The sequence below is a fragment of the Streptomyces sp. NPDC059166 genome (assembly GCF_042755185.1).
Lineage (GTDB): Bacteria > Actinomycetota > Actinomycetes > Streptomycetales > Streptomycetaceae > Streptomyces.
Genome location: NZ_JBHZCI010000044.1, coordinates 42,749 through 60,221, shown reverse-complemented (window position 1 = coordinate 60,221; position 17,473 = coordinate 42,749). Strand labels below are relative to the sequence as shown.

Sequence of the window (17,473 nt, the reverse complement as noted above, 5' to 3'; positions counted from 1 at the left end):
ATCCACACCGAACCCGGAAGGCCCTCACCCGTTCAAGATCCCTCAGCCGAGACCTACATCACCCGTCCACAACCTCCCGGGACAGAACACCTAGGTGTCCGCGGGGATCGCGGGGCGCGGGGTCCGGCCCGGGCAGCCGGAGCGGGCCGGCGGCAGCACTCCGTCGGCCAGGTAGGCGTGGACCACCTCGTCGACGTGCGGGTTGCCGCCGAGCACGTACACCTCGTGCTCCCCGGAGTCCTCCACGGTCAGCAGGTGGTGGCCGAGCAGTCCGGCCATCGCCACGCCGCCGTCGTAGTGGTCCATGGGGTCGCCGTCGGCCTGCACGATCAGCCCGGTCGGGTAGCCGTCGCGGGTCAGCTCGACCGGCGGCTCCGGGGACTCGAACGCACGGAACGCGCCCACCCAGGGCGAGGCGCGCAGGACTCCGAAGCCGTACGGGAACCGCTTACGGAACTCCCGCATGTCCTGGTAGTAGACCTCCAGGTCGGAGGGCCAGGCGTGCTCCAGGGTGATGGCCTCGAGGACGCCGATGCGCAGGTCGCCCTCGCTGTCGGCGGGACGCCAGGTGCCCTGCTCGGCCAGCAGTCCGCGGCATGCGGCCGTGTCGCCCTCGCGGGCCGCCGCCCCGACGCCGGCGACCAGGACCGCCAGCTCGGCCCAGAGGCCGCGGTCCGCGGCGCGGTTGCCGACGGCCCCGTCGAACAGGGTCCTCAGCCGTACGGCGTCCTCGGGCAGCCCCTCCAGGCCCGCCACCGCCTCTTCGACCGTGGTCAGCACCTGGTCGGCGGTGGATCCGATCCCGAAGCGGCCGTGCCGGGCGCCCGCCCAGCCGGCCCACAGGTCGACGTTGCGCTGCACCGCGTCCCCCTGCTGGAGGAACTGCTCGCGCCACGTCCAGTGCGGACCCACGCAGGAGTCCAGGACCAGCCGGTCGAGACCGGTGGGGAAGAGGCTTCCGTAGACGGCGCCCACGTAGGCGCCGTAGGCGTAGCCGACGAAGCTGATGCGCTCCTCGCCCAGCACCGCCCGGATGACGTCCATGTCACGGGCGGTGTTGGGGGTGCTGATGTGCGGGCGCAGCTCCCCGCCGCCGCGGGCGCACGCCTCCTCACGGCGCCGCATGTCGTCGGCCAGGCCGGCGAAGGCGCTGTCGGGCGGACGGGAGTCGAACTGCTGGGCCGGTACGGACACCTCGGCGTACAGCGGGGTGGAGGCCCCGGTGCCGCGCGGGTCGAAACCGATCAGGTCGTACACCTCGGCGACGGGGGTGCCGGCGAAGGCGTCGGGCAGGTCCCTTCCCCTCCCCCAGTCACCACCGGGGCCTCCGTTGACCGCCAGCAGCACGCCGCGCCGCCGCGACGGGTCGGTGGCGCGGCGGCGGCTGAGGGCGAGGGTGATCCGCCCGCCCTCCGGGTCGGCGTAGTCACGTGGGACCTCGATCGTCGCGTGCTCGACCTGGTCCTTGTCGGGTGCGGGCGCCCATCGCGGCCGCTGTGTGTGGAACTGGCTCACCACCGCAAACCTCCGTTCTCGTCAGGCGGCCACCTTCTCGCCGCCGGCTCGAGAGGGGCTGGACCGCCTCCGGACCGGCACGAAGAGCGCGGCCACCAGCCCCGCCACGGCGAAGACCGCGGCCCCGGCGAGGGCCAGGCCGTAGCCGGAGGCGAGGGCGTCGGTACGTCCGGTGCCCTCGGCGGTCCGGGTGTCGATGCGGGCGGCCGACAGTGCCGCCAGGGTCACCAGGCCCACCGCGCTGCCCAGTTGGCGCGTGGTGTTGAGCAGCCCGGAGGCCAGCCCCGCCTGGTGGGCGGGGAGCCCGGCGGTGGCGGCGTTGGTCGTGGCGTTGAGTACGGCGCCCATGCCGAAGCCCAGCAGCGTGGCGGGGCCGAGCACCTCACCGGCGTAGCCGGAGTCCGCGTCCACGGCGGAGAGCCAGAGGAGCGCCGCGCCGGCCAGGGCGAGTCCGGTGGTCAGGATCGGGCGGGGCCCGGTCCTCGGCACCAGCCGGGCGACGCCCCAGCCTCCCAGGGCGATACCGAGCGAGAGCGGGAGGTAGCTCAGCCCCGTGCGCAACGGGGAGTAGTGCAGCACCTGCTGCAGGACGAGGGTGAAGAAGTAGAAGGTGCTGAAGAGTGCGGCTATGCCGAAGAAGGCCACCAGGTTGGCGGCGGCCACCGAACGGTTGCGGAACACCCCGAGCGGCACCAGGGGGTTCGCGGCGAACCGGGCCTGGATCACCAGGAACGCGGCGAGCAGCACCACGCCTCCCAGCAGCGGGCCGAGCACCCGCGCGGATCCCCAGCCGTGGACGTGCGACTCGGCCACCCCGTACACGGCGGCCATGAGCCCGAGGGTGACCGTGACCGCGCCCGGCAGGTCGAGCCCGCGTCCGTCACCGGTGCGGCGGGGCCGGGTCTCGGGCACCACCCAGCGCACGGTGGCGAACAGCATCAGTCCCACCGGTGCGTTGACCAGGAAGATCCAGCGCCAGGAGAACCACTGGACGATCACCCCGCCGACCAGTACGCCGGCGGCTCCCGCCGCCCCGGACACCGCGCTCCACCAGCCGAACGCCTTCGCTCTCGCCGCGGGCTCGGTGAAGGTGGTGCCGAGCACGGTGAGGGTGGCCGGGGCCATCACGGCCGCGCCGAGCCCCTGGAAGGCCCGGGCCAGCACCAGGGTCAGCGGTGCGTCCGCCGCACCGCCGACGACGCTCGCCAGGGTGAACAGGCCGACGCCGAGGAGGAAGACACGCCGCTGGCCGAAGAGGTCGGCGAGTCTGCCGCCGAGCAGCAGGAAGCCGCAGACCGTCACCGTGTAGGCGTTGTTGACCAGTTGCAGGTTGTGCTCGTCGAATCCGAGGTCCCGGGCGATGACGGGCAGCGCCACGTTCACCACGGAGGCGTCCAGCACGTTCATGAACTGGCCCAGGCAGCAGGCGAGGAGTACGAGGCGCAGCCGGCGGCCGGGGCCGCCGCGGCCCGCCGGGGAAGCCGTTCCACGTGTCCGATCGGTCATTGTCATACGGGCACGCTGCGCCGCCCCGATCGACGGGGGATCGGCCGCGGATCGACCGGCGGTGGCGTACCGGTCGAGCCCGTCGCGGCGGTCGAGAGGCGCTCCACCGGGACTTCAGGGAGCTGGCCCACAGTCCGGTGCCGTACCTCCGCACAGGTGGCCGATATTCCACTAGGAGAGCTCGCCATGGCCAAGATCACCTACAAACATCCGAACGGAACCGTCACCGTTGTCGACGTCGAGGCCCCGAACACGGTCATGCGCGGTGCGAAACTCAACAACGTCGAGGGCATCGAGGCCCAGTGCGGCGGGTCCGCGCAGTGCGGCACCTGCCATGTCTACATCGACCCGTCGAACACCCTGCCGCTGCCCGAGATGGACTCCGTCGAGGACGACGTGCTGTACGGCACCGCGTGCGAGCGTTCCGACTTCAGCCGGCTGAGCTGCCAGCTCCCGGTGTCGGACGCGATCGACGGCCTGCTGGTCCACCTGCCCGAGGCACAGAGCTGATGGCCGCCGGATCCGTCGTCGTGGCGGGCACCGGACAGGCCGGTTTCGAAACGGCGGCGGCGCTGAGGGCCCGCGGCTTCGAGGGCCGCGTCACCCTGGTCGGCGACGAGCCGGGCGCCCCCGTCGGGCGCCCGCCGCTGTCGAAGGGGTTCCTCACCGGCGCGGTCGGGGACGAAGAGCTCGCGCTGCGCCCGGCCTCCTTCTACCGCGACCAGGACATCGAACTGGTGCCCGGCGAACGGGTGGAGGCGATCGACCGTGACCGCCGCGCGGTCCGCCTCGGGTCCGGGCTGTGGCTGCCCTACGGCGCGCTGGTGCTGGCGACGGGCTGCCGGCCGCGCGGCCTCCCGGTTCCGGGGGCGTCCCTGTCCGGGGTGCTCTCGCTGCGCGGTACGGCCGACGCCCTGCGGCTGCGCCGGGGGCTCGACGGCCCCGCGCGGCACGTCGTCGTGGTCGGGGCGGGCTTCATCGGCCTGGAGGTCGCGGCCACCGCGCGTGGCCTGGGCCACCGGGTGACGGTCGTGGAGGCACACAGCCGCGCCCTGGCCAGGGCGCTCACCCCCGCCATGTCGCAGCGCGTCGTCGACGAACACCGCGCCGCGGGCGTCCGGGTGCTGCTGGACCGGGAGGTCACCGCGCTGTACGGCGACGCCGAGGGCCGGGTCCAGGTCATGGAGCTGGACGGCGGCGAGCGGATCGCGGCGGACCTGGTCGTCGTGGGTATCGGTGTGCTTCCCAACACGGATCTGGCGCTCGGCGCCGACCTGGTGGTCGGCGACGGCATCGTGGTGGACGACCACCTGAGGACCGAGGACCCGGACGTGTACGCGATCGGGGACTGCGCCCGGTTCCCCAGCCCGCACGCCGGCCGCCACATCCGGCTGGAGTCGGTCCAGAACGCCACCGACCAGGCCAGGTGCGTGGCCGCGGCGATCTGCGGGGCCCCGGCACCGTACACAGCGGTGCCCTGGTTCTGGTCCGAGCAGTACGCGCTGCGGCTCCAGATGGTGGGCCTCACCTCGGAGCACGACGAGACGGTGACCGTCGGCGACGTACCCGGCGGCCGCTTCTCCGTCCTGTGCTTCCGCGGCGGACGGCTGATCGGGGCCGAGTCCCTCAACCGGCCCGCCGACCACGGGATCACCCGCAAGCTGCTGGCCTCCGGCACCGGCCCGTCACCGCACGAGGCCCGGCGGCCCGGCTTCGACCTCAAGACCTTCGTCCGGCCCCCCACACCCGCTCCGAGCGGCACAACCGCTCGCGGCGACACATCTGTTCGGAGCGCCGCACCTGTTCCGGGCGACGCACACACCAAGGAGAGGCAGACCGTCCATGTCTGAGAACACCACGTCGCCGGATCACCTGGCGCGGGCCGGCACACACCGTCCACGTCCGGCCGTCCTGCGGGTCATAGGCGTCTGGCTCGCGGTCCTCGCGGTCCTGGCCGGGGTCGGAACGGCGAGCGCGTCCGCCGGGGAGTCCGCGCGCCACCGCTCCGTTCCGACGTCCCTGGAGGGCGTCTGGGACCTGACCGTGACCGTCCACACGCCGGACGGTTCCTCGACCACGACCCCGCGCTTCGTCTTCCACGCCGACCACCAGCTGTCGGCCGAGGGCCCGCCGGACGAGAACGGCCTGCCGCAGTACGAGGCCAAGGGCTTCTGGAACGAGAAGAAGAACGGCTCCTTCGCCTTCTACGTGACCCACCCCGGCCGTGAGGACGGCGCCTACCTGGGAAGCGTCCAGGCCGTGCACATGGGCAAGATTCGCGGCACGCACTTCAGTTCGGCCGCGTACGCCTTCGTCACCACCAGCGAGAACGGCGCCCCGCAGGGGCCGATCGACGTGGACACCAAGGCCACCTGGGTGTCCGCTCTGCCGGCCTCCTGACCGCCAGGCCCTCCGCACGCCCACGGCCCGCGCCCGCGGCCGGCTCACCCGAGCCGGACGCGGGCGCGCCTCGTCCCCGGCTCCAGCGGCCGCCCCTAGCGTCGGAGCATCGTGACCACCCCCGCTCAGCCTGCGCGGACGAGCCCGCGCAGACGAGAAAGGCGAGACATGACCTCGTTCGATGCTGGAGCCCCCTGCTGGGTCGACCTGGCCGTCCCCGACCTGGAGGCCGCCAAGCGCTTCTACGGCGAGCTGTTCGGCTGGACCTTCGAGGCCGGCTCCGAGGAGTTCGGCCACTACACGCCCGCCCTCAAGGACGGCAAGGACGTGGCCGCGCTCGTGCCCGCCCCGGACGCCCCGGCCGCGTGGAACCTCTACCTGTCCACACCCGACGTCGAGGCCCTGGCCGTACGGATCGGCGAGGCGGGGGGCAAGGTGACCGCGGGTCCGCTCCCGATCGCGGACGCCGGCACGGTGCTCGTGGCCACGGACCCCGGAGGGGCGGCGTTCGGCGCCTGGCAGGCCGGCGCCCGGGACGGGTTCGCGCTCAAGGGCGCTCCCGGTTCCTTCTTCTGGCCCGAGATCTACACCCGCGACAAGGGCGCGGTGGACCCGTTCTACGAGCAGGTCTTCGGCTACGAGGGGCAGCAGGTCTCCGAGGGCGAGTTCGACTTCAGGCTCTGGTCGCTGCCGGGCGCCCCGTACCCGGTCGCCGCCCGCCTCCAGATGGGCTCGTACATCCCCGCCGAGGTGCCGGCGCACGCTCTCGTCTACTTCTCCGTCGAGGACACCGACGCCACCGTTGCCAAGGTGCGTGAGATGGGCGGCGACGTCAGCCGGGAGCCGTCCGACAGCCCGTTCGGCCGTTCCGCACTGGTCTCCGACGACCAGGGCGCCCGGTTCGCGGTGATGGGCCCCGTCAAGGACGCGGGCTGACCGCTCACGGCATACGGACGCGGAAGCGGACACGGCCCCGGGGATCTCCCCGGGGCCGTGTCCGTGTGCGGGAGGCGTCCCCGGTCCGGGCCCCGTCCCCGCGCGCGGATGCGTTCCGGCCCTGCCCGCAGCTCCCGTGCCGGCCGGCCGCCGTCGTGTCCGGCGCACGCGAAAGCCGGCTCCCCCGCACGGGAGCCGGCTTTCCTCGGTCGGGGGCGCCCCAGCGGCGGCTCGGCCGGGGCGCCCCCGGGGTCAGGCGCCCCGGACCACCGGGAGGCTGGTCAGTGTGTGGTTGATCTCCCCCGTGTGCCAGGGCAGTTCGCTCTCCGGTACCGCGAGCCTCAGGTCGGGGAAGCGCCGTACCAGGCCCTCGATGGCGATCTCCATCTCCATCCGTCCGAGGTGCTTGCCCAGGCAGTAGTGCATGCCGTGGCCGAAGGAGATGTGCGGGTTGCGCTCGCGGGCCAGGTCGAGCCGGTCGGGGTCGGCGAAGACCTCGGGGTCGCGGTTGGCCGACGCCAGGGACAGCAGGACCGCGTCGCCCTCGGGGATCGTCACCCCGCCGACCTCGATGTCCTCGGCGGCGATCCGGGGGAAGCCGGAGGTGTCGGTGGCGAACAGGTTGACGTGCCGCAGGAGTTCCTCGACGGCGGTGGGGATGCGGGAGGGGTCCTCGACCAGGTACCGCCACTGCTCCTGGTGGTCGACCAGCAGGGCGAGCACGGAGTTCGCGAGCTGGTTCGCGGTGGTGTCGAAGCCGGCGCCGATCAGGGTGAAGCCGAAGGTGACGAGCTCGGCCTCGCTGAGCCGGTCGTCGTCGTCGCGCGCCGCGATGAGCTCGGAGAGCATGTCGTCGGAGGGGTTGGCCCGCTTCTCGGCGATCAGGCCCACGATGTACTCGCTGAGCTTGCCCAAGGCGTGCAGGGACGCCTCGCCGCCGGCCCGGTCGTCGACGGTGGCGAACGCCCGCGCCCACTGCTCGAACTCCCGCAGGTCCTGCGCCGGCACTCCGAGCAGCTCGCCTATGACGGTCAGCGGCAGCGGTACCGCCAGCTGCTGGACGAGGTCGACCGTGCCGCCCTTGGCCTCCATGTCGTCCAGCAGTTCGTCCGTGACCCGCTGGACGTTGTCGCGCATCCGCTCGACCCGGCGCATCGTGAAGGCTCCGGCCACGAGCTTGCGGAGCCGGGAGTGCTCGGGCGCGTCCAGCGAGATGATCATCTCCGGGGTGGTGTGCATGGTGCCGCCGACCCGCGGGGCGCCCTCACCACAGGCCCGGGCACGGCTGAGCCTGGGGTCGGCCGACAGGCTGCGTACGTCCTCGTAGCGGGTGACCAGCCACGCGTCCACACCGCCCGCCGTCGGGACCTTGACCACCGGCTGCCCGGCCCGCAGCGCGCGGTAGGCGGGCGCCGGGCCCCGGTAGCTGGATCCCTCGAAGGGGAAGGTGTGGGCCACCGGGCAGCCGGTGCCCTGGGGCGCCGTCTCCTCGGTGGCTGTCTCCTGGGTGACTGTCACGGTGAAACCTCCGCTCGGGATTACGGGTCTTGGCCAACGTACGTACGGGGGATGGAGGCCACCTCGCCCGTTGCTCGAGCCCGCGGCGCGGTCAGGGGGTGAGCCGCTGGGGCGCAATGGCGTACGGGCGTACGGGCGTCGGGGCGTACGGGCGGTGCATACGGGCGGGGGCGCCCGGAAGTCCCGGACGCCCCCGCCGCGCACACGGCTCTCCGCTACGGCCGCCGGTCACGGCCCCCGGTCAGAGGAGGGCTCTCACTCGGCGGGGCCGAGCAGTACGGCCGAGTAGTTCTTCCGGGCCGCCGTGTCGTACTGGAGGGCGACATGGCTGGCGGCGGAGGTGATGTCCCGCCAGAAGCGCTGGAGCGCGTGCTCCTCGCCGAGGCCGCCCGTTCCCGCGGCACCGACGAGCAGGGTGACCGCCTCGCGCAGGCTCTCCGCCGCGTAGGTCGCGTTGCGTTCGTTGCGCGCCATGTGCTCCGGCGTGAACAGCCGGCCGTCCAGCACCTCGGCGTTCTGCCCGACGAGGGCGCGTGCGGCGTCGATCCGGCCCGAGGCGCGCACCACGGTCAGTTCGGCGGTCTCGTTGCGCCGCCGCCCGGTGACCGAGCCCGCGCACGCCGTCAGGGCTCCGAGGGCGGCCCCGACGACCGGGGCGATGAAGGTGAGCCCGCCGACGGCCTGGAACGGCACGTTGTGGGCGGGGACCCCGGAGGTCGCGTTGCGGCCGCTGAGCATGTCGGCCCGGTCGAAGGAGAGGTGCGCCGGCACCAGCACGTCGTCGACGACGACGGTGTGGCTCCCGGTCGCCCGCATCCCGACGCTGTCCCAGGTCTCCTGCACGGTGTACGTGCCGCGCGGCAGCGTGAAGAAGCGCAACCGGGGCGGTCCCTCGCCGCCCGGGACGGCGGCGCAGAGCATCACCCAGTCGGCGAAGTCGATCCCGCTGACGTAGGACCACCGGCCGGTGACCTTCCATCCGCCGTCCACGGCCCTGGCACGGCCGGCCGGCATGAGGCCGGTGGCCACCACGGTGTCCGGGCTCGCCCCCCAGAGCGCCTGGTGCCCCTCCTCGGGCAGGTGGGAGGCGAAGCGGGCGGAGTACGCGGCGAGCGAGGCGCACCACGCGGAGGCGGCACAGCCCTGGCCGACCGAGACGACGGCGTCGGTCAGTTCGGCGAAGGTGCCTTCGGAGCCGCCGAAGCGGGCGGCCACGAAGTGCCGGGCGAACCCGGCCTCGCGTATCGCCTCGGTCACCTCACGGCTGAGGGCACGGCCGGTGTCGGCGGCGGGGGCGTGCAGGGCGGCGAGCAGCCGCAGCCGGTCGGCGGCGGCGACCAGGCCGGTGTCCCCGCCCGCGGCGGTGACGGGTGCGGCGGGGGCGTCGACGCTCATGCGTCCACCCCGTCCGCCACGGCCTTCTCGAAGAGTGCCAGCGTCTCACCGGGGCTCGGACCGTCGAGCGCCTTGAAGATCCTCTCGGCGCCCGGACCGTGCTGGTCGAGCTTGACGTGTGCGAGCGACACCCGGGTGTGGGTGGCGTCCACGGCCTCGAAGTCGACGTGGATCTCGCTGGCGCCCTCGTCGGTGGGCAGGGACTGCCAGTTGGGGTCGATCCGCCAGGTCATCGCGACCCGTCGGCCCGGCACCCACTCGAGCACCCGGCCCCAGGCGATCTCGGTCCCCTCCACGTCCCATTCGTAGTACCGCCCGCCCACACCGGGCTCGAAGGCCAGTCCGGCGCGCTCCTTGCGCACGAGGATGTGGCTCGGCGGCCACCATGCGGCGGGCCGCTCGGTGAAGATCTTGAAGCACTGGTCGGGTGTCGCCGCCACGGTCACCGACTTCCTGACGTCGGGCAGGGTCTGCGTCTGCTCGGGCACGGGGCCTCTCCTCGCTCCAGCCGGGTGTCGGACCGCCCGGTCGCCGCATCGAATTGCCGCCCACACTGACGTCCCGCACTCGTCCCCTTGTCGAGCGCGGCTCGAACGGGTGCCGTCCACCCCGGCTCCACCGCGGTCCGAGAACTCCGCAAGGAGACGGGCCCACCGTCGACCGGACCGATACGAGCGATGGGGAGAGCACGATGACTGACACAGGACGACGCGTTGCCTTCGTCACCGGCGCGACCAGCGGGATCGGTCTCGCCGTCACGGAGCTGCTGGCCCGGCAGGGGGTCGCGGTGTTCGGGGTGGCGCGCGGCGCGGAGAGCGTGGCCACGGTGGTGAAGGAGCTGCGCGAGGAGGGCCTGGAGGTGGCCGGAACCGTCTGCGACGTGACCTCGCCCGCCCAGATCAAGGCGGCGGTGAGCGCGGCGGTGGCTGAGTACGGCCGGATCGACATCCTGGTCAACAACGCCGGCCGGGGCGGCGGCGGGGTGACGGCGGAGATCGAGGACTCCCTCTGGGACGACGTCATCGAGACCAACCTCAACGGCACGTTCCGGGTGACCCGGGAGGTTCTGAGCACCGGTCGCATGCGGGAGGGCGACTGGGGCCGGATCATCAACATCGCCTCCACCGGCGGCAAGCAGGGTGTCGAGCTGGCCGCCCCGTACTCCGCGTCCAAGCACGGTGTCATCGGCTTCACCAAGGCGGTGGGCAAGGAGCTCGCGGCGACCGGGATCACCGTGAACGCGGTCTGCCCCGGGTACGTGGAGACCCCGATGGCCCAGCGGGTGCGCCAGGGGTACGCCGGGCACTACGGGGTCAGCGAGGCGGAGATCCAGGACAAGTTCAACGCGAAGATCCCGCTGGGCCGCTACTCCACCCCCGAGGAGGTCGCCGGCCTGGTCGGCTACCTGGCCTCCGACACGGCCGCCTCGATCACGGCCCAGGCCATGAACGTCTGCGGCGGGCTCGGCAACTACTGACCGGGCGCACGCCCGGCGCACCTCCCCCCCGTCCTCCGACGTCGCAGCCCTCCACGGCACCAGTCCCGACGGCACGAGCCCTGATGTCCCGAGCCCTGATCTCCCGAGCCCTGACGTCCCGAGCAGAATCGGAGTTACCGACATGACCGCTGTCACCGCCGGCACACTGCTGGCAGAGCCCGATGTGGCCGCCTTCCGCAACGCGATGGGCCGCTTCCCCACCGGTGTCACACTGCTCACCCAGGGCAGCGGCGACGACGCCATCGTGATGACCCTCAACAGCCTGACCTCGGTCTCGCTGGACCCCATGCTGATCCTGGTGTCGGTGAAGGCGGACGGCCGGATGCGGCCGCGGATATCGCGCGCCGGGAGTTTCGCGGTGAACGTACTGACCGAGTCGCAGCGCGACCTGGCACAGGAGTTCTGCCGCCCGGACCGCTCGGAGGGCAGGGCGGCGATGCTCCGGCTGTCCGCCGAGGAGGGCGTCACCGGCAACGCCGTGCTGCCGGAAGCGGAGACGTACGTGGAGTGCGTGCTGGACGCCGAGTACGCCGCAGGGGACCACACGCTGCTCATCGGCAGAGTCGTGGCCCTGTCCGGCGGGCGCCCTTCCGCCGACCCGCTCCTCTTCCACCAGGGCCGCTTCGGCAGGCTGCCCGCGCAGGAGGCCGCCGCATGAGCACCGCCACCGCCGCGCACGTCGCCCCACCGGGCTCGCTGACCGAGGTCGCCGACGGGGTGTACGCCTTCGTGCAGCCCGCGGGCGGCTGGTGCCTGAACAACGCGGGCCTGGTCGTCGGCCGGGACTCCGCGGTCCTGGTCGACACGGCGGCCACCGAGTCACGCACCCGGCGGCTGCGGGAGGAGGTCACCCGGCTCGTGCCCGGTGGTCCCGACCACGTCGTCAACACCCATTTCCACGGCGACCACACCTTCGGCAACGGGCAGTTCGCCCCGCGCTCGGTGATCGTGGCCCACGAGGGAACCCGCGCCGACACGGCGGAGGCCGGACTCGGTCTGCGTCACCTGTGGCCGGACGTCGAGTGGGGTGAGACCCCGCTGACCCTGCCGACGCTCACCTTCAGCGAGCAGCTGACCCTGCACGGCGGCGGGCTCCGCACCGAACTGCTCCACGTCGGCCCCGCCCACACCGCGAACGACATCGTGGCGTGGGTGCCCGAGAGGGCCGTCCTCTTCACCGGTGACGTGGTCTGGTCCGGGGTGACGCCGTACGTCCTGATGGGGTCGGTGAGCGGTTCGCTGAAGGCCCTGGACCGGTTGCGGGCGCTGGCGCCGGCCGTGGTGGTGCCCGGACACGGGCCGGTCGGCGGTCCCGAGCTCATCGACGCCACCCGGGAGTATCTCGTCCGGCTGCGGGAGCTGGCCGTGGAGGGCCTGCGTCGTGGGGTGGACCCGCTGCGGGCGGCCCGCGAGGCCGACCTCGGCGTGTTCGGTGAACTCCTGGACCCCGAGCGGCTGGTGGGCAACCTGCACCGTGCGTACGCGGAGCTGGAGGGCCTCGCTCCCGGCGCCCGCATCGATGTGGCGGCCTCGTTCAAGGAGATGGTCGCCTTCAACGGCGGGCTGCCCGCCTGTCACGCCTGACCTCGCACCGCACATCCTGAAGGAGGACTCGTCGATGGAGACGATTCTGCTGGACCGCGAGACACCGATGCCGTCCCTCTCGGCCCCGCCTCGGGCCGCCCTGTTCGCAGCCGCCCCGCCACAGGCGGCCGTGGCCCGGGCCGGCCGGCCTCCGGCCGCCCCGGGCCCGGCCGCGAGGCCCACGGCCGAAGTGCCGGGCTGGGCGCCGCTGCTGCTGGCCGGGGACCCGGACGACGACGGGAGCGAGCCGCACATCTGCCGGGGGATCGACTGAGCGGCACGCCGGGACCGCGCCCGGCACATGGATGAGGGGCCCTGCGAGCAGGGCCCCTCATCCATGTGCCGGGCTTCGGACCGACGGTCTCTCAGCCGACGGGCAGGGTGACCGGGGTGTCACGGTGGATGACCCGCGAACTGGTCAGCAGCCGGCCGTCACGGCGGACCAGCACGTCGTCCACGGTGAAGGTCGGCTGGAAGGCGACCTTCCCCTCGCGGTCGGTCTGGGTGACCAGGGTGTAGTACGAGACGTGCAGGGTGTCCTCGTCCGTCACGTCGGGCTCGATGATCAGGTGACCGAACCAGTGGCGTACGGCGATGTCCCGGTAGCGGGGCAGGCTGGCGCGCATCCCGGCGAGCATCTCCGCCTTTCCGCTCTGCCGGTGGCCACCGGCGTGCACGATCTCACCGTCGTCCGTGAACGTGGCGGCGAAGCCCTCGATGTCCAGGGCGTCGACCCTTCGCATCTGCTGGGCGTAGAAGGTCTGCACCTCTGCGTACAGGTCTCCGGTGACCTGCTGGCGGAGGGTACCGGCCGGCTGAGACATGGTGAGCTCCTCTCGCGGCGTCCGCCCTCGCGGCTGTCCGCCGTGCACACCAGGCTTCCGTGCCGGGCTGCATTCCCGCTGGAGAGCGGCTCGGGGTCGCAGGGCGCGGGTGGTCCGGGGCGCTGTGATCCCCCGGCGGGCAGGGCGGCGGCCGGGCAGGGGCCGGGTGTGCGGGGGCGCTGCGGACGGCGTGGGCCCGGGAGCGGTGGCGGTGCTCCCGGGCCTCGGACGGCCGCTCGTCTCAGCCCTCCAGCCATGCCTCCGCGTTGCGTGCGACGTCGTACGCCCGTTCCACCTGGGTGGGCGTCAGCACACCTGCCGTCGGGGCCAGGGCGGACACCTGGCGTTCGCCGTACACCCGCACACCGGCCGGCGCGGCGGCCACCTCCAGCGTTGCCGCCCCGGTGAAGACCCGTACGGTCTCGACGGGTACGGCGAAGGCGCAGTAGGCCTCCAGCACCGTCCGCGCGTACCGGGCCTGGTGGTGGCCGGGCTCGTACGGCCGGGGCTCGCCGTCGCCGACGCGCAGGGTGCCGCCGTCGACGCGTACCGACTCGCCGGGGTGGTGCTCGGTGCCCACAGCGAAGACACCTCCCGGCCCGATCAGCAGGTGGCCGATCTCCGTGCCGTCCGGCAGCGGCACCGAGTGCAGGAGCCGCCAGCCGTGCCGTGTCAGCCGCCTGAGTTCGGCCCCGACCCGGCGCTCACCCGACAGGGCGCCCCGGCGTGGATCCGTCTCCCTGGTGCGCCGCAGCGCCGCCGTCGCCGTCCTGACCAGCGTCCCGGCCCCCGACTCGCCGAGCTGCTCGCGCAGTCCGGCACCGGGGCGCCGCCCGGCGAGGTCGCTCGCGGCGGTCAGCGCCGGCAGCACGACGGGACGCCGGCGCCGCCCGTCCTCCGCCGTGGTCACCTCCGGTACGGCTTCCGTCCGGGGCCCCGTGCCCTTCCCGCCTTCCGAACCTGGCCCCGCCTCCCGGCCGGGCCCGGCTTCCGGACCTGGCCCCGCTTCCCGGCCGGGCCCGCCTTCCGAACCTGGCCCCGCTTCCCGGCCGGCCCCGGGCCGGGGTGAGGTCACGGCGTCCGGTGGGGGCGCGTGCACCACGGCGGGACCGCGCTCCCGCACCGACACGGTGACCGGTGCCTCCGGTGCGGGCGCCGCGGCCTCCGGTGCGGATGCCGGTGCCTCCGGTGCGGGCGCCGCGGCCTCCGGTGCGGATGCCGGTGCCTCCGGTGCGGGTGCCGTGGCCTCCGGTGCGGGGGCCTCCGCCGAGGTGGTGCGCCGCTTCCGCAGCCCCCGCACCGGCCCGATCCTCGGGACGGGCGGAGGTATCGGCGGGCCCTGCACCACCGGCTGGAGGTCCTCCCCGACGAGCGCGGGCAGGTCCGGGACCTGGCGCGCGAGGGCGTCGGTCACGGCGTCGCGGTAGCGCGGGTGCAGCACCGTGATCGTGCCGTTGCCCCGGTCCGCCCACCCGATCGCGGTGCCGTCCGGCAGATTCACATAGAGCCGGTCGTGCCCGAAGAGCTGCCATGACGTGACCTTGAGATCCTGCATCGTGCCCCCTCTGTTCACCCGCCGGCTTCCTCGCTTCCCCCAGCCTGTACGGCGGTCCGGCCCTCGCACAGGGCGCAGAGCGGGCGCGCGGGATCGGGGACACGGCGTTCCGTGGCGGCCCGGGCCCGGTGTGCCCCGTCCCGGACCGCCACGGCGCCCTGCTCAGAGCAGCGGAAGGCCCGGTGCCGGATAGGCGTCCATCATGGTCCGTACCTCGTCCCGGACCTTGGAAACCGTCGTTTCGTCACCTGTACGGGCGGCGTCGACGACGAGGTCGATCCACTGGGCGACCGTCCCCATCTCCGAGGCGGGGACACCCCGGGACGTGAGGGCCGGGGTGCCGATGCGGATACCGGAGGGGTCGAAGGGCTTGCGGGGGTCGTAGGGGACGGTGTTGTAGTTGACGACGATCCCGGCGCGGTCGAGCGCCTTCGCCGCGACCTTGCCCGAGACCCCCTTGCCGGTGAGGTCGGCCAGCAGCAGGTGGTTGTCGGTGCCGCCCGAGACGAGGTCGAAGCCGCGTGCGGCCAGCTCCTCGCCCAGCGCCCGGGCGTTGCCGACGACCCGGTGGGCGTAGGCGGCGAAGTCCGGCCCGGACGCCTCCTTCAGCGCGACCGCGATCGCTGCGGTCGTCTGGTTGTGCGGGCCGCCCTGGAGTCCGGGGAAGACGGCCCGGTCGACGGCTCTGGCGTGCTCGGCCCGGGTCAGGAGCATCGCACCGCGCGGCCCGCGGAGCGTCTTGTGCGTGGTGGTGGAGACGACGTCGGCATATGGGGCGGGCGAGGGGTGCGCGCCGCCGGCGATCAGGCCGGCGATGTGCGCGATGTCGGCCACCAGGACGGCGCCCACCTCGCGCGCGATCCCGGCGAACCCGGCGAAGTCGATCACCCGGGGCACGGCGGTCCCGCCGCAGAAGATCAGCTTGGGGCGTTCGGCGCGGGCCAGGTCGCGCACCTCGTCGAGGTCGATGCGCCCCGTGTCCCGCCTGACGCCGTAGCGCACGCCGCGGAACCACGTGCCGGTGGCCGAGACGCCCCAGCCGTGGGTGAGGTGACCACCCATGGGCAGCGACATCCCGAGCACGGTGTCACCGGGTTCCAGGAAGGCCATGTAGACGGCGAGGTTGGCCGGGGAGCCGGAGTAGGGCTGGACGTTGGCGTGGTCCATCCCGAAGAGCGCCTGGGCGCGCTCCACCGCGAGGGTCTCCACCTGGTCGACGACCTGCTGGCCCTCGTAGTAGCGCTTGCCGGGGTAGCCCTCGGAGTACTTGTTCTGCAGCACCGTGCCGGAGGCCTCCAGCACGGCGGCGGAGACGTAGTTCTCGCTGGGGATCAGGCGCAGGGTGTCCGCCTGGAGCCGTTCCTCGTCGTTCACCAGGGCGGCGAGTTCCGGGTCTGCGGCGGACAGGGCGGGGCGGCGGTCACAGGACGGCTGTACGGCCACGGGTTTCCTCCCGGGTCGGTCGCACGCGGGCGACATGGACCCGGATTGCCCAGGCGGACGGCCCTCCGGCGACGACGCCCCGGGCGCGCCCGGAGTGTGCCGCTCCCTCGTGGTCGTTTCCACGGAGCACCCTGCCGGGTACGCGCCAGTCGCGGCGTTCCGTACCCTACTGCGCTCCCGGCCCGCGCGGGCCCCTTTCAGGCCGAGGTGCGCTTGCGCGTACCCGGGGAGGCCTTCTTCGCCGCGGTCTTCCCGGCGGAGGACTTCGCCGCCGCCTTCTTCGCGGGTGCCTTCTTCGCGGGCGCCTTCCTCTGCGCTGTCGTCTCCTTCTCCCGCGCGGGCTCCTCCCGCGGCGTCTTCTTCCGCGCGCCCTGCTTCTTCGCCGCCCTGCCGCCCCCGCTCCCGCCCGTCCGCGGGGTCCGCCCCTTGATGGGGTGGACCTCGGCGTGGGTCCCGTCGTCCTCGGCGCCCGCCTTCGCGTCCTCGGCCGCCCGGACGCTGCTCTCCAGGGCCGCCATCAGGTCGATCACCTTGCCCTCGGCCTCCTCGGGCTCCTCCTCCGCGACGGGTTCGCCCGCCGCCTTCGCCGCGACGAGTTCCTCGACCGCCTCGCGGTAGTCGTCGTGCAGGGTGTCCATGTCGGCGTCCCCGAGCGTGTTCATCAGGGCGTCCGCGAGGTCGAGTTCGGCGTCGCGGACCTTGACGCCGGAGTCCGGGGCGATGCCCTCGGGGGTGCGGATCTCGTCCGGCCACAGCAGCCCGTGCATCGCGATCACGTCGTCGACGACCCTGAGCATGCCGAGCCGCTCCCGGCCGCGGATCGCGAACCTCGCCACGGCGACCTTGCCGCTGCGCCGCAGCGCCTCACGCAGCAGGGCGTACGGCTTGGCGGCCGGGACGCCGTTCGCCGCCAGGTAGTACGCCGAGTCGAGCTGGAGGGGGTCGATCGCCGCGGGGGGCACGAAGCCCTCGATCTCGATGGTCTTCGCCGTCGGCAGCGGCAGCGACGCGAGGTCCTCGTCGGTCACCGGGACGACCGAGCCGTCCGCGTCCTCGTACGCCTTGACGGTCTCGGAGGCCGGCACCTCCTCCTCGTCCAGTTCGCAGACCTTGTGGTACCGGATGCGGCCGCCGTCGGACAGGTGGATCTGGCGGAAGGAGATCGAGTGGTTCTCCGTGGCGTTCATGAGCTTGACCGGGATGCTGACCAGCCCGAACGAGATGGAGCCGTTCCAGATGGACCTCACCGTTCACCCCTTACGACTGGTACGCAAGCATTCATCCGATTTCATGTGATTC

At 73.2% G+C, this 17,473-nt stretch carries 17 protein-coding genes; 8 read left to right on the top strand and 9 right to left on the bottom strand.

Translation table 11 applies throughout. The features are described 5' to 3' along the window. Positions 1-90 precede the first annotated feature (90 nt). Positions 91-1,515: an alpha/beta fold hydrolase gene (locus tag ACFXOA_RS27325; protein WP_385033910.1), complete on the bottom strand. Its 1,425-nt coding sequence runs from the start codon at positions 1,513-1,515 to the stop codon at positions 91-93. Between the two features lie 21 nt (positions 1,516-1,536). Next, positions 1,537-3,027, bottom strand: a complete 1,491-nt coding sequence (locus ACFXOA_RS27320) for an MFS transporter (protein WP_385033907.1) — start codon at positions 3,025-3,027, stop codon at positions 1,537-1,539. 180 nt (positions 3,028-3,207) lie between these two features. Between ACFXOA_RS27320 and ACFXOA_RS27315 the strand changes: the two genes are divergently transcribed. The 4 genes from ACFXOA_RS27315 (at position 3,208) to ACFXOA_RS27300 (ending at position 6,357) form a co-directional block, all read left to right on the top strand. Then, positions 3,208-3,531, top strand: coding sequence for a 2Fe-2S iron-sulfur cluster-binding protein (locus ACFXOA_RS27315; RefSeq protein ID WP_385033904.1), 324 nt, complete (start codon positions 3,208-3,210; stop codon positions 3,529-3,531). After that, positions 3,531-4,871, top strand: a complete 1,341-nt coding sequence (locus ACFXOA_RS27310) for an NAD(P)/FAD-dependent oxidoreductase (protein ID WP_385033901.1) — start codon at positions 3,531-3,533, stop codon at positions 4,869-4,871. Before ACFXOA_RS27315 ends, ACFXOA_RS27310 begins: the two co-directional genes overlap by 1 nt. Continuing rightward, entirely contained in the window at positions 4,864-5,421 is a 558-nt protein-coding gene (locus ACFXOA_RS27305; protein ID WP_385033898.1) for a hypothetical protein, read from the top strand. The genes ACFXOA_RS27310 and ACFXOA_RS27305 overlap by 8 nt, the downstream gene beginning before the upstream one ends. A gap of 168 nt (positions 5,422-5,589) precedes the next feature. Then, entirely contained in the window at positions 5,590-6,357 is a 768-nt protein-coding gene (locus ACFXOA_RS27300; protein ID WP_385033895.1) for a VOC family protein, read from the top strand. 252 nt (positions 6,358-6,609) lie between these two features. Here ACFXOA_RS27300 and ACFXOA_RS27295 read toward each other — a convergent pair whose 3' ends face one another. The 3 genes from ACFXOA_RS27295 to ACFXOA_RS27285 form a co-directional block, all read right to left on the bottom strand. Next, the gene (locus ACFXOA_RS27295; RefSeq protein WP_385033892.1) at positions 6,610-7,875 is read right to left on the bottom strand and encodes a cytochrome P450; all 1,266 of its coding nucleotides are present in this window, start codon (positions 7,873-7,875) and stop codon (positions 6,610-6,612) included. Between the two features lie 255 nt (positions 7,876-8,130). After that, positions 8,131-9,270 (bottom strand): hydrolase, encoded by a 1,140-nt coding sequence (locus tag ACFXOA_RS27290; RefSeq protein ID WP_385033889.1) that lies wholly within the window; start codon positions 9,268-9,270, stop codon positions 8,131-8,133. After that, a complete protein-coding gene (locus ACFXOA_RS27285) occupies positions 9,267-9,758 on the bottom strand; it encodes an SRPBCC domain-containing protein (protein WP_385033886.1) in 492 nt (163 codons plus the stop codon). The genes ACFXOA_RS27290 and ACFXOA_RS27285 overlap by 4 nt, the downstream gene beginning before the upstream one ends. Positions 9,759-9,961: 203 nt before the next feature. Here ACFXOA_RS27285 and ACFXOA_RS27280 point away from each other — a divergent pair, with 203 nt between their 5' ends. The 4 genes from ACFXOA_RS27280 (at position 9,962) to ACFXOA_RS27265 (ending at position 12,626) form a co-directional block, all read left to right on the top strand. After that, on the top strand, positions 9,962-10,747 hold the full coding sequence (locus ACFXOA_RS27280; protein WP_385033883.1) for an SDR family NAD(P)-dependent oxidoreductase: 786 nt from the start codon (positions 9,962-9,964) through the stop codon (positions 10,745-10,747). A 142-nt stretch (positions 10,748-10,889) separates the two neighbouring features. Then, the gene (locus tag ACFXOA_RS27275; RefSeq protein ID WP_385033880.1) at positions 10,890-11,426 is read left to right on the top strand and encodes a flavin reductase family protein; all 537 of its coding nucleotides are present in this window, start codon (positions 10,890-10,892) and stop codon (positions 11,424-11,426) included. After that, a complete protein-coding gene (locus ACFXOA_RS27270; RefSeq protein WP_385033877.1) occupies positions 11,423-12,352 on the top strand; it encodes an MBL fold metallo-hydrolase in 930 nt (309 codons plus the stop codon). Before ACFXOA_RS27275 ends, ACFXOA_RS27270 begins: the two co-directional genes overlap by 4 nt. 34 nt (positions 12,353-12,386) lie before the next feature. Continuing rightward, entirely contained in the window at positions 12,387-12,626 is a 240-nt protein-coding gene (locus tag ACFXOA_RS27265) for a hypothetical protein (RefSeq protein WP_385033874.1), read from the top strand. Between the two features lie 91 nt (positions 12,627-12,717). On the opposite strand, the gene ACFXOA_RS27260 is transcribed toward ACFXOA_RS27265, so the two are convergent. The 4 genes from ACFXOA_RS27260 to ACFXOA_RS27245 form a co-directional block, all read right to left on the bottom strand. Next, entirely contained in the window at positions 12,718-13,176 is a 459-nt protein-coding gene (locus tag ACFXOA_RS27260; RefSeq protein WP_385033872.1) for a nuclear transport factor 2 family protein, read from the bottom strand. A 241-nt stretch (positions 13,177-13,417) separates the two neighbouring features. Continuing rightward, positions 13,418-14,731, bottom strand: a complete 1,314-nt coding sequence (locus tag ACFXOA_RS27255; protein ID WP_385033869.1) for an NERD domain-containing protein — start codon at positions 14,729-14,731, stop codon at positions 13,418-13,420. Positions 14,732-14,893: 162 nt separating this feature from the next. Then, positions 14,894-16,174 carry a serine hydroxymethyltransferase gene (gene glyA, locus ACFXOA_RS27250; protein ID WP_385033866.1) on the bottom strand — a complete coding sequence of 427 codons (1,281 nt, stop codon included), beginning with the start codon at positions 16,172-16,174 and terminating at the stop codon, positions 14,894-14,896. Positions 16,175-16,371: 197 nt separating this feature from the next. Then, positions 16,372-17,421 (bottom strand): Ku protein, encoded by a 1,050-nt coding sequence (locus tag ACFXOA_RS27245; protein ID WP_385033863.1) that lies wholly within the window; start codon positions 17,419-17,421, stop codon positions 16,372-16,374. Positions 17,422-17,473: the final 52 nt, after the last annotated feature.